Genomic DNA, 11,693 nt, shown 5'->3' with positions numbered 1-11,693 from the left:
GGCTTAGAAGGTCTCCCAGTCGTCGTCGGACGCGCCGGCGGTCGCGGGCGCCGGCTTCTCGCCGTTCAGCGCCGGGCGCACGAGCGCGGGCTTCGCGGCCGGCTTGTCCGCCGGCGCGGCCGTCTTCGCGAGACGCGGGCCGTAGCCGCCCGCGGCGGTGCCGCCACGCGAAGCCGGTGCATCCTTCTGGGTCCGCGCGGCGGCATCGGCCGCACGCGTCGATTCGGGCGCCGCGGTCGCGGCAGCCGTGGCAGCCGTGCGCGACGCCGGCGCGGCGCGCCGTGCCGCCGGTTGGGCCGCCGGTTGGGCCGCCGGTTGGGCCGCCGGCTGCGGCGCCGGCAGCGCGGCGACCGGCGCATCGTGGCGCGACGCCGACGGCAGCGCCGCCGGTTCGTGGGCCACCGGCCGCGCGACGCTGCGCGCCGGCGCGAGCGCGATGCCGCCCGCGACGCGCCAGCCCGACACGATCGCCTTCATCTGGCGCGTCTGCTCCTCGAGCGACGCGGCCGCGGCCGCCGCCTGCTCGACGAGCGCCGCGTTCTGCTGCGTGACCGCATCCATCTGGCCGACCGCGCGGTTGACCTGCTCGATGCCGGTCGACTGCTCGTCGGACGCGGCGCTGATCTCGCCCATGATGTCGGTCACGCGGCGCACGGCCTGCACGATCTCGTCCATCGTCGTGCCGGCGCGCGCGACGAGCGCCGACCCGCTGTCGACCTTCTCGGCCGAATCGCCGATCAGTTGCTTGATTTCCTTCGCGGCGCTCGCGCTGCGCTGCGCGAGCGAACGCACCTCGCCCGCGACCACCGCGAAGCCGCGGCCCTGCTCGCCGGCCCGCGCCGCCTCGACGGCCGCGTTCAGCGCGAGGATGTTGGTCTGGAACGCGATGCCTTCGATCGTGCCGATGATGTCGACGACCTTGCCCGAGCTCGCCGCGATGTCCTGCATCGTCGACACGACCTGGCCGACCACGTCGCCGCCCTGCGTCGCGATGTCCGACGCGTTCACCGCGAGCTGGCTCGCCTGCCGCGCGTTCTCCGCGTTCTGCCGCACGGTGCCCGTCAGTTGCTCCATGCTCGACGCGGTTTCCTGCAGCGACGCGGCCTGCTCCTCGGTGCGCTGCGACAGGTCGATGTTGCCGGTCGCGATCTCGCGCGCGCCGACGTCGATCGATTCGGTGCCGCGATGCACGGCCTGCACCATCGTCGTGACGGCGTCCTGCATCCGCTTGATGCCGCCGAACAGGCGGCCGATCTCGTTCGCGCTGGCAACGTTGACCGGCTGCGTGAGGTCGCCGCCGGCAATGCGCTCGAAATGCGCGATCGCGTCCTCGATCGGCTGGACGATCAGCCCGCGCAGCACGAAGCGGATCGCGATCACGACGACGAACGCGATCGCGATGCCGGCCGCGATCAACACGATCATCATCGAGATCTGCGACTGCGTCTCGGCCTGACGGTCTTCCGCGCGCTTCGTCAGCGCGGCGATCACGGCCGCCGCCGTCTGGTCGAACGCAATGAACATCGGGCTGATCTTCGTGTCGGCGATCGCGTGGTACGCGGCCATGTCGCCCGCGCGCGCCGCGGCGAACTCCGGCTCGACGCCTTCCTTCACGATCGTCGTGTGCCGGGCGGCGAGCTCGTCGAGAAGCGCCTGATCGACACCGAGCTTCGGCGTCGACTGGAACGCCTGCCAGTTCTGGTTCGACTTCCCATACAGCTCCTGCGCGCGGTCGAGCACCTTCGCCGCCTCGGCCGCATTGCCGCCTTCGGTCAGCGTACGAAAGCGATCGAGCGCGACGCGCGAGCGCAGCAGCTGTGCGGCCGCGTCGTCGAGCGTGTGGATCGCCGGCAGGTCGACGTGCGCGATCTCGTCGAGCGAGCGGCTCGCGTGATTGAGCGCGTAGAGGCCGAGCCCGCCGACCGCGGCGGTCAGGCACACGAGGATGAGTCCGACCGCCGTGAGCGTCGTGCGGATCGACCAGTTATGCAACATTGCAGATTCTCCCGAAATTGCTGCGCGCGCGGCGCGCTTACCCGCCGAGTGTCTCGATCAGCGCCATTTCACGGCTCGACATCAGCTTCTCGATGTCCATCAGGATCAGCATCCGGCCGTCGACCGTGCCGAGGCCCGTCAGGTACTCGGTCGTCAGCGTCGCGCCGAATTCCGGCGCCGGCATGATCTGGTCGGTCTGCAGCGTCAGCACGTCCGACACGCCGTCCACCACCATCCCGACCACGCGGTTCGACACGTTCAGGATGATCACGACGGTCTGGTGGTCGTACTCGACGCGGCCGAGGTGGAACTTGATCCGCATGTCGACGATCGGCACGATGATCCCGCGCAGGTTGATCACGCCCTTGATGAACTCGGGCGCATTCGCGATGCGCGTGACGCTGTCGTAGCCGCGGATTTCCTGCACTTTCAGGATGTCGATCCCGTATTCCTCGTCGCCGAGCGTGAAGACGAGAAATTCCTGGCCCGTCGCGTCGCCGTGTTCGGCGTCGCGGCGGCTGGTCGCTGCCGCGTTCGCCGCGGCGGTATTGATCATTTGGACTTCAGCAGACACGTTTGCCCCCAATCGGTTGAATGGCGAGAGTCAGAAGACGGCGAGCTCGGCGCCCGCTCGGGCGCCGTGCATCGCACGGGTTTCGCGGTTCAGCGCCGCGACGTCGACGATCAGCGCGACGCTGCCGTCGCCGAGGATGGTCGCCGCCGAGATGCCGTGCACCTTGCGGTAATTGGTTTCGAGGTTCTTCACGACCACCTGCTGCTGGCCGACCAGCTCGTCGATCAGCATCGCGAAGCGGCGCCCCTCGGTTTCCATGATCGTGACGATCCCCTGGGTCGGGTCGGTGCGCGCGTCGTCGACCGAGAACACCTCGTGCAGCGCGACGAGCGGCAGGTATTCGCCGCGCACGCGCACCACGCGCTCGCCGTTGCCGACCGTGTAGATGTCGTCGTTCGACGGCTGCAGCGACTCCATCACGAAGTTCAGCGGCAGGATGAAGATCTCGCTGCCGACCTTGACCGACATCCCGTCGAGGATCGCGAGCGTGAGCGGCAGCACGATCCGCGTGGTCGTGCCGCGGCCGGCCTGCGACGAGATCTCGACGTGGCCGCCCATCGACTGGATGTTGCGCTTCACGACGTCCATCCCGACGCCGCGGCCCGACACGTCGGTCACCGTCTCGGCGGTCGAGAAGCCCGGCGCGAAGATCAGTTGCCACACTTCGTCGTCGCTGATGTTCTCGGAGATCTGCATGCCCTGCTTCGCGGCCTTCGCGAGGATCCGCTCGCGGTTCAGGCCCGCGCCGTCGTCGCTCACCTCGATCACGATGTTGCCGCCGTGATGCGCGGCCGACAGCACGAGCTGGCCGACCGCGTCCTTGCCGGCGGCGACGCGCTTGTCGACGGTTTCGATCCCGTGGTCGAGGCTGTTGCGCACCAGGTGCGTGAGCGGGTCGATGATCCGTTCGATCAGGCTCTTGTCGAGCTCGGTCGCCTGGCCGAACGTCACGAGCTCGACCTGCTTGCCGAGCTTGCCGGCGAGGTCGCGCACGAGCCGCGGGAAGCGGCTGAACACGTAGTCCATCGGCATCATGCGGATCGACATCACCGCTTCCTGCAGGTCGCGCGCGTTGCGCTCGAGCTGCGCCATCCCGTTGAACAGGCGGTCGTGCAGCGCCGGATCGAACGCGCTGGCCGTCTCCGCCAGCATCGCCTGCGTGATCACCAGTTCGCCGACGAGGTTGATCAGCTGGTCGACCTTCTCGACGCCGACGCGGATCGAGCTGCCTTCGGCGCCGCCTGCCGCCGCGGCGGCCGGGCGCGCGCGCTTGTCGTCGTGATGCGCGGCGGCGGCCGGCGCCGCATGTTCGGCCGGCTGCGGTTGAGCGGGCGGTTGCGACTGCGGCTGCGCGGCGGCTGCGGCGGCCGGGGCCGGGGCCGGGGCCGGCGCCGGAGCGGGTGCCGCGGCAGCCGGTTGCGGCGCGGCGGCCTGCGGCGCGAACACCTCGACGCGCGCGGGCGGCGCGGCGGCGGGCGGTTCGGCAGCTTCGGCAGCCACGGCTGCGGCGGCCGGCGCCGCCTGGGCAGCCGGCGCCGTGCCGCGCCCGACGCGGATCTGGCTTTCGTCGATCACGAAGCAGCACACCGCGACGATGTCGTCGGACGGCACCTCCGATTCGACCCACAGCGTCAGGTCCGCGCCGACTTCCTCGCGGCCGACGATCCGGCCGAGGTTGCCGAGTTCTTCGGTGAGCAGCGCCTGATCCTTCGCGTCGACGCCGACCAGCGTGATCTTCAGGTGTGGGCCGTCGGCGCCGGCATCGGCATCGGCCGCCGGATGCGCGGCCGCCACGGCCTGCTCGACCACATGGTCGGGCGCACGGTCGCCGCCGACGGCGGGTTCGGCGGCCGGCGCGACGGCGGCGGCAACCGGTGCGGCCGGCGTAGGTGCGGCCGGCGCAGGCGCGGCCGGCTCAGGCGCGGCCGGCGCAGGCGCCGCTGCGGCAGGCGCGCCGCCGCCGCTTTCGGCCTTCAGCCGTTCGAGCTTCGCGCAGATCGCCGCCGCGGCCGCCGCGTCCGGCTCGGCGCTCGCGCGGTAGTCGACGAGCTGGTCGGACAGCACGTCCTTGGTTTCCAGGAACGCGTCGACCATCTCCTTGGTCAACGTCAGCTCATGGTTGCGCGCGCGGTCGAGCAGCGATTCGAGGATGTGCGTCGTCTCGGTCAGCGCGGAAAAGCCGAACGTCGCCGCGCCGCCCTTGATCGAATGCGCGGCGCGGAAGATCGCCGCCAGATCCTCGGGATCGGGCGAATCGACGTCGAGGTTCAGCAGCAGCTGCTCCATCTGCGCGAGCAGCTCGTCCGCTTCGTCGAAAAAGGTCTGGTAGAACTGAGTGATGTCGAGAGTCATGCCCGGTCACCGGTTGAATTCATCGCGTTCATGTCAGGAAGCAGCCGGCTCGGACAGCGTGGCGACCAGGTCGACCAGCACGCCCGGGTCGATCGGCTTTTCGATCCAGCCGGTCGCGCCCGCCTCGCGTGCGGCGTCCTTGAACGCATCGCTGCCTTCGGTCGTCAGCACGAGGATCGGCGTGTGCGCGTACGCGGTCAGCTTGCGCAGCGCGGCGATCACCTCGAGCCCGCTCTTGCGCGGCATGTTCTGGTCGGTCAGGACCAGGTCGTACGGCGCCGTCGCCGCCATGTCGAAGCCGGCTTCGCCGTCCGGCGCCACCGTCACGTCGTAGCCCGCCTGCGCAAGCGTGGCCTGCAGCAGCGCACGCATGGTCGCGGAGTCGTCGATGGCGAGAATGGTTCGGATCATGTCTGTCTCGGAAACGTCAGGGTTTCGGCGCCACGGCGACGGCGCTCGCCACGACCGGGCGCGCCGCCGGCGTCGGGCCGCCGAGCTGCTGCGCGAGCAGCTTCGAGCCGGCCGCGTCGGCGGACAGCGTCGTCGTCGTCGCGTCGTCGCGCATCAGCGCTTCTTCGGATTTGCGATTCAGCACGATCACGCTGATCCGGCGGTTTTCCGGATCGAGCGGATCGGCCTTGTTCAGGTTCTGCGTCGACGCGAGGCCCAGCACGCGCAGCACTTTCGCCTCGTCCATGCCGCCGGAGATCAGCTCGCGGCGCGATGCGTTCGCGCGATCGGCCGACAACTCCCAGTTGCTGTAGCCGCCCTCGCCGCCCGCGTACGGCACGGCGTCGGTGTGGCCCTGGACGATGATCCGGTTCGGCACGTCGTTCAGCGTCTTGCCGATCTCGCGCAGGATGTCGCGCATGTACGGCTCGACATGGTCGCTCGACATCGCGAACATCGGCCGCTTCTGCGAATCGACGATCTCGATGCGCAGCCCCATCAGCGTCGAATCGATGCGGATCTGCTGCTTGAACTGGCGCAGCGTCGGATTGGCCTCGATCGCGGCCATCAGCTTGATCTGCAGGTCGTGCAGGCGCGTCTGCTCGAGCCGGTCCTGCGCGCCCTGCGCCTGCGACCGGGAATGCTCGTCGCCCGCCTTCGCGAGGCGCTCGGCGAGCGACGTCGTGCCGTCGGTGCGGCGCAGCGTGCCGGCATCCGTGCTCGACAGGTCGCGGCCGCCGCCGTTGACGATGCTGGAATCCTGCGAGCTGCGGTCGCCGCTGCCGAGAATCGCGGCCTTCAGCGGCATGTTGAAGTATTCGGCGATCCCCTTCAGCTGCACCGGCGTGACGGAACTCAGCAGCCACATCAGCAGGAAGAACGCCATCATCGCGGTCATGAAGTCCGCGTACGCGAGCTTCCATGCGCCGCCGTGGTGGCCCTTCTTCGCCGGGGCCACCCGCTTGACGACGATTGCGCGATCCTTGCTCTTGCTCATCGGTCGCTCCGCCTCACTTGGTCTTCACGCGGCGCACGTGTTCTTCGAGCTCGGAGAACGACGGACGCTCGGTCGAGAACAGCACCTTGCGGCCGAACTCGACCGCGATCGCCGGCGCATAGCCGTTCAGCGTCGCGAGGATCGTCACCTTGATGCACTGGAACATCTTGGTCGACTCGGCCACGCGCTGCTCCGCGAGGCTCGCGAGCGGCCCGATCAGCCCGTACGACAGCAGGATCCCGAGGAACGTGCCGACCAGCGCCTGCGCGATCATCGCGCCGAGCACCGCGGGCGGCTTGTCGGCCGAGGCCATCGTATGCACGACGCCCATCACGGCCGCGACGATCCCGAACGCCGGCATCGCGTCGCCGACGCGCATCAGCGCGTGCGCCGGGCCTTCGCCTTCCGTGTGATGCGTCTCGATCTCCTCGTCCATCAGGCTTTCGATCTCGAACGCGTTCATGTTGCCGCCCACCATCAGGCGCAGGTAGTCGGTCAGGAATTCGACGATGTGGTGATCGGCGAGGATCTTCGGGTATTGCGTGAAGATCGGGCTCTTTTCCGGATCGTCGATGTCGGCCTCGAGCGTCAGCGTGCCTTCCTTGCGTGCCTTCGCGAGCAGCACGTAAAGCAGCGCCATCAGCTCCATGTAGACGTCCTTCGTGTATTTCGAGCCCTTGAAGAGCGTCGGCAGGACGCGCAGCGTCGCCTTGATGGTCTTGACGCCGTTGCCGAGGATGAACGCGCCGACGCCGGCGCCCACGATCATCAGGATCTCGATGGGCTGGACCAAGGCGCCCAGATGCCCGCCTGCCAGCGCATAACCGCCGAAGACGGACAACAGCGTCACGAGTGTTCCCACGATAATCAGCACTGCCTGTCCCTCACGAAAGACCGGCGGGAAGACCGCCGTTAAACAGGTTTACGGCAGTCGGCAGGAAAACTTTCGCGGCCGCCCGGCGGTAGCCCGACGGTGTTTACCAGCAATGCGCAGACGATTCGCGCGGCCCGCGGACGTCGCTCGCGCGCCGCTCGCGGCCCGTCCGGCCTTGCCCGGCCCGGCGCTCAGGCCACGGCGGCGGCCAGTTCGGCGCGCGCGGCGGCGGCCTTGCGGGTCTTGCCGGCGCGCGACGGCGGCTGGCACAGGCCGCACACGAAACCTTGATGCGGATCATGCGCATGCGCGACGAAGTGGCCGCCGCAGCGCGTGCAGGGCGTCATCTGCAGCATCCCCGAATCGAAGAAGCGCACCAGCGTCCACGCCCGCGTGAGGCTCAGCGCGGCCTCGTCGCCGGACAGGTTCACGTGCTCCAGATAGAGCCGGTACGCCTTCACGATCGACTGGATCGGGTCGCAGCGGCCGTGGTCCTGCATGAACCGGTACATGTTGTAGAACAGCGACGAGTGGATGTTCGGCTGCCACGTCATGAACCAGTCGGTCGAGAACGGCAGCATCCCCTTCGGCGGCGACACGCCCTTCAGTTCCTTGTACAGCTTGATCAGACGGTCCCGCGACAGGCTCGTCTCCGCCTCCAGCAGCTGCAGCCGGGCGCCCAGTTCGATGAGTTCGATGGCGAGGGTGATTTCCTTCACCTCGATCACGACGCTTTTGCTTGCCATGGTGATAACCGTCCGCTTGACGTTGTGCGAATGAATGGCCAATACGCTGCCGGCCGGCGCGGCACGCCGGGACGAACGCAAGGCGGGATGGATCAGCGGACGCCTTCGACCTGCTGCCCGGCCATCAGGATGGCCGAGTGGGCGTGCGCGACGACATCGCTGCGGCCCTTGTCGGCGAGCGACGACAGCAGCGCGTGATCATCGAAGCGGAAGCGGCACAGCATCTGGTTCGACGCGGCCAGCTTCACGGTCTGCGCGAGCGTGAGGTTGGCGAGCACGTCGGCCAGTTCCTGGGAAATGCCCATGCGAAACATGCCCATCGCCTTGTCTTCCCGCAGCAGTCGCTGCGCGAGGAGGAGATACGACAGGTTAACCTCTTTGATCTCACTGAGCATTTCACTGGTGGCGCTCATGATTCCCCCGTTAAAAAACTGTGCTTTGGCCAATCATGTTATGAAAACGTTTGCTCGATCAGCGCGCACTGGGCGCTCAGTCGGCTCGTTTATAGTCTTACAGGGCGAATTTTGGCCAAACGGGATTTATGTCGGTATCAGCGAAGTGGCGTATGCCGTGCAGGATTTGTCTGTAAACCGTGTAGGAATTTTTCCGACAAGGCGAATTGAAAGGAACGGTCGGAAAAACGGATTGCAACGCGGATTCGGTTGCGAGGGGCGCCGATGGCCGCCGCGCCGGGAGCGGAAGGCTTGCCGGCAAGGCGCCGGCAATCGGATCGGTAAAAATTATAGTGCTTTTTCACGATAGCGCAACAATAGTTATGGCTGTCGCGCTTCATGATTCCGTGCCCTTTTTCTCGGGGTTTTCGCGTATTTCATCGTGTAACAAGCCTTAAGTGTTTGAAAAAACACTCGAACCCCTCAGGGCGATATCGATAATGGACTCCAATGGGCGGCGGCGCGAGCCGTGCCGGCCCGCCCCGCAGCTTGCCGCCGGCGCTCCGCGCACCCCGCCCAGGGCCCGGCCACGTATCGCGAACCGCGTGCGTCGGCAAGTTCCGCAACCTTGTACGGGATCCGCATCGGCGCCGCCGCGCGCTCGGATCGACACAGGAGAACATCCATGCGAATTGCCCAGATCGCGCCGCTTTACGAAGCCGTCCCGCCGAAACTCTACGGCGGCACCGAGCGTGTCGTGTCCTACCTCACCGAGGCGCTCGTCGAACTCGGCCATGACGTGACGCTGTTCGCCAGCGGCGACTCGGTTACGTCGGCCCGTCTCGAGGCGGCCTGGCCGCGCGCGCTGCGGCTCGACCCGTCGATTCGCGATTCGATGGCGCCCCATATGCGGCTCCTCGAGCAGGTCGCCCGGGTCGCGCACGAATTCGACGTGCTGCACTTCCACCTCGACTACCTGCCGTTCCCGCTGATGTCGCGCCTCGACACGCCGTACGTGACGACGCTGCACGGCCGCCTCGACCTGCCGGAGCTGCAGCCGGTGTTCGACGCGTTCCCGAATTCGCCGGTCGTGTCGATCTCGAACAACCAGCGCAAGCCGCTGCCGCAAGCCGCGTGGGCCGGCACCGTCTACCACGGGCTGCCCGACACGCTGCTCACGCCGCGGCCGGACGTGAAGCCCGAATACCTCGCGTTCCTCGGCCGGATCTGTCCCGAAAAGCGTGTCGACACCGCGATCCGGATCGCCGCGCAAAGCGGGCTGCCGCTGAAGATCGCCGCGAAGGTCGACAAGGCCGACGCCGACTACTTCAAGGAAGTGATCGAGCCGCTGCTCGACCAGGCGCATGTCGAATTCATCGGCGAGATCAACGAAGCGCAAAAGCCGGCGTTCCTGTCCGGCGCGAAGGCGCTGCTGTTCCCGATCGACTGGCCGGAGCCGTTCGGCCTGGTGATGATCGAGGCGATGGCGTGCGGCACGCCGGTCGTCGCGTTCAACCGCGGCTCGGTGCCGGAAGTGATCGAGGACGGCGTGACCGGCTTCATCGTCGAGGACGTGCAGGGCGCGGTCGGCGCGCTGCACCGGATCGACAGCCTGTCGCGCACCGCGATCCGCGAGCGTTTCGACACGCGCTTCAGCTCGAAGGCCATGGCGCAGCGTTACGTCGAGACCTACGAATCGCTTTGCGCGGCCACCAAGCAACCGGCATTGCGCCGGGTCGCGGGCGCCTGACACGGAAATCCGCGCGGAAATACGTCGTAAATCCGCGCGAAAATCGACACGCAAAACAAAAGAGCCGCATCGTCGATGCGGCTCTTTCTATTTGGCTTTCCCTCACTCGATCAGGAAACGATCGCGGTTTTTGCCGACGATCCAATTCGGCGGCTTGCCGCGCCCGCTCCAGGTTGCACCCGACTTCGGATCGCGGTATTTCGGCGGCAGCGGCGCCTTCTTCGGCGGACGCCCGCGCCGCGCTCGCTCCGCGAAGCCCAGATCCTGGGCCGTCAGGCCATATTCGGCAATCATGCGCTGGACATCGGCGATCACCGCCGCCACTTCCTGGCGCCGCACGTCGTCCGCCTGGGCTTGCAGATCGGCGATCTGAGCCTTGAGTTTCGCGTATTGAGACATTTTTCGACTCCCCTTTTTCGATGATGCGGCCCCGGCGACTCCGGCCGGAACACCAACATCCGTTACGTCATCCGCACTGCCGCCCTGCCCTTCGAATTAATGCTGCCATCTTTAACCGAATCGCCTATATCGAGAATGCGGACTTATTCTAATAAAGGCATTCGTCGACCATTCAAATTTAACAATCGTTTACCCTCCCGGGCCCGATTCATTTCCTATAATCCAGACCAATTCCCGGTAACGCGATAAATGCGTTGCGTCGCGCCGGGTCTTCAACCCACCTGGACGAGATCCTTACATGAATCTTTCTCAGCGTCTCGCTGCAGAGGTATTCGGCACGTTCTGGCTGGTGCTCGGCGGGTGCGGAAGCGCCGTGCTGGCCGCCGCCTTTCCGGGGCTCGGCATCGGCTTTGCCGGCGTCGCACTCGCCTTCGGCCTGACCGTGCTGACGATGGCATTCGCAATCGGCCACATCTCGGGTTGCCACCTGAATCCGGCGGTCAGCGTCGGCCTGACGGTCGCCGGCCGCTTCCCGGCACGCGATCTCGCGCCGTACATCGTCGCGCAGGTCGTCGGCGCCACGCTCGGCGCATTCGTGCTGTACCTGATCGCGACCGGCAAGCCGGGTTTCGACGTGGTCGGCAGCGGCTTCGCGACGAACGGCTTCGGCGATCGCTCGCCCGGCCACTACTCGCTCGCCGCATCGTTCATCTGCGAGGTCGTGATGACGGGCTTCTTCCTGTTCGTGATCCTCGGCGCGACCGACAAGCGCGGCGTGCCGGCCGGCTTCGCGCCGATCGCGATCGGGCTGTGCCTGACGCTGATTCACCTGATCTCGATTCCGGTCACCAACACGTCGGTGAACCCGGCACGTTCGACCGGCCCGGCGCTGTTCGTGGGCGGCGACGCGATCGGCCAGCTCTGGCTGTTCTGGGTCGCGCCGCTGATCGGCGCGGTACTCGCCGGGATCGTCTACCCGCTGGTCGCCGGGCGTGACGACGCCGTCGACCTGCTGCCCGCATCAGCTCGCACAAGCGAATAAAACACTACGGGGTCAAGCGAGCAGAGCAGCGAGCCTCACGCTGTCGAAGAACACGAGGCAGGCAATTTCGACGGGCGCCCCTGCGGCGCCCGTTTTTCATTTCCGCGCAGGGAAACGGCGCC

At 67.3% G+C, this 11,693-nt stretch carries 11 protein-coding genes; 2 read left to right on the top strand and 9 right to left on the bottom strand.

Features of this window, described 5'->3' with window-relative positions:
- Positions 1-3: 3 nt before the first annotated feature.
- The 8 genes from CFB89_RS00855 to flhD form a co-directional block, all read right to left on the bottom strand.
- Positions 4-1,995: a methyl-accepting chemotaxis protein gene (locus CFB89_RS00855; protein WP_089466383.1), complete on the bottom strand. Its 1,992-nt coding sequence runs from the start codon at positions 1,993-1,995 to the stop codon at positions 4-6.
- A 37-nt stretch (positions 1,996-2,032) separates the two neighbouring features.
- A complete protein-coding gene (gene cheW, locus CFB89_RS00850; protein WP_050016005.1) occupies positions 2,033-2,551 on the bottom strand; it encodes a chemotaxis protein CheW in 519 nt (172 codons plus the stop codon).
- A gap of 48 nt (positions 2,552-2,599) precedes the next feature.
- The gene (gene cheA / locus CFB89_RS00845) at positions 2,600-4,921 is read right to left on the bottom strand and encodes a chemotaxis protein CheA (RefSeq protein ID WP_089466382.1); all 2,322 of its coding nucleotides are present in this window, start codon (positions 4,919-4,921) and stop codon (positions 2,600-2,602) included.
- Between the two features lie 33 nt (positions 4,922-4,954).
- Complete coding sequence (locus tag CFB89_RS00840; protein ID WP_089466381.1) at positions 4,955-5,332, bottom strand: response regulator; 378 nt, start codon at positions 5,330-5,332, stop codon at positions 4,955-4,957.
- A gap of 16 nt (positions 5,333-5,348) precedes the next feature.
- Positions 5,349-6,368 carry a flagellar motor protein MotB gene (motB, locus tag CFB89_RS00835; protein WP_089466380.1) on the bottom strand — a complete coding sequence of 340 codons (1,020 nt, stop codon included), beginning with the start codon at positions 6,366-6,368 and terminating at the stop codon, positions 5,349-5,351.
- Positions 6,369-6,381: 13 nt separating this feature from the next.
- Positions 6,382-7,242, bottom strand: a complete 861-nt coding sequence (gene motA / locus CFB89_RS00830) for a flagellar motor stator protein MotA (RefSeq protein WP_089466379.1) — start codon at positions 7,240-7,242, stop codon at positions 6,382-6,384.
- A 191-nt stretch (positions 7,243-7,433) separates the two neighbouring features.
- Positions 7,434-7,988: a flagellar transcriptional regulator FlhC gene (gene flhC / locus CFB89_RS00825; RefSeq protein ID WP_050015993.1), complete on the bottom strand. Its 555-nt coding sequence runs from the start codon at positions 7,986-7,988 to the stop codon at positions 7,434-7,436.
- Positions 7,989-8,080: 92 nt separating this feature from the next.
- The gene (gene flhD, locus CFB89_RS00820) at positions 8,081-8,401 is read right to left on the bottom strand and encodes a flagellar transcriptional regulator FlhD (protein WP_011350590.1); all 321 of its coding nucleotides are present in this window, start codon (positions 8,399-8,401) and stop codon (positions 8,081-8,083) included.
- A gap of 664 nt (positions 8,402-9,065) precedes the next feature.
- Here flhD and CFB89_RS00810 point away from each other — a divergent pair.
- The gene (locus tag CFB89_RS00810) at positions 9,066-10,130 is read left to right on the top strand and encodes a glycosyltransferase family 4 protein (protein ID WP_089466376.1); all 1,065 of its coding nucleotides are present in this window, start codon (positions 9,066-9,068) and stop codon (positions 10,128-10,130) included.
- 102 nt (positions 10,131-10,232) lie between these two features.
- Here the strand turns inward: CFB89_RS00810 and CFB89_RS00805 are convergent, their stop codons facing one another.
- Entirely contained in the window at positions 10,233-10,529 is a 297-nt protein-coding gene (locus tag CFB89_RS00805; RefSeq protein ID WP_006489320.1) for an H-NS histone family protein, read from the bottom strand.
- Positions 10,530-10,827: 298 nt separating this feature from the next.
- On the opposite strand from CFB89_RS00805, the gene aqpZ reads away from it, so the two are divergent.
- Complete coding sequence (gene aqpZ, locus CFB89_RS00800; RefSeq protein ID WP_089466375.1) at positions 10,828-11,571, top strand: aquaporin Z; 744 nt, start codon at positions 10,828-10,830, stop codon at positions 11,569-11,571.
- Positions 11,572-11,693 lie beyond the last annotated feature (122 nt).

The sequence above is a fragment of the Burkholderia sp. AU16741 genome, from assembly GCF_002223345.1.
GTDB classification, from domain to species: Bacteria; Pseudomonadota; Gammaproteobacteria; order Burkholderiales; family Burkholderiaceae; genus Burkholderia; species Burkholderia sola.
This window is presented reverse-complemented; position numbering and strand designations above follow the sequence as displayed.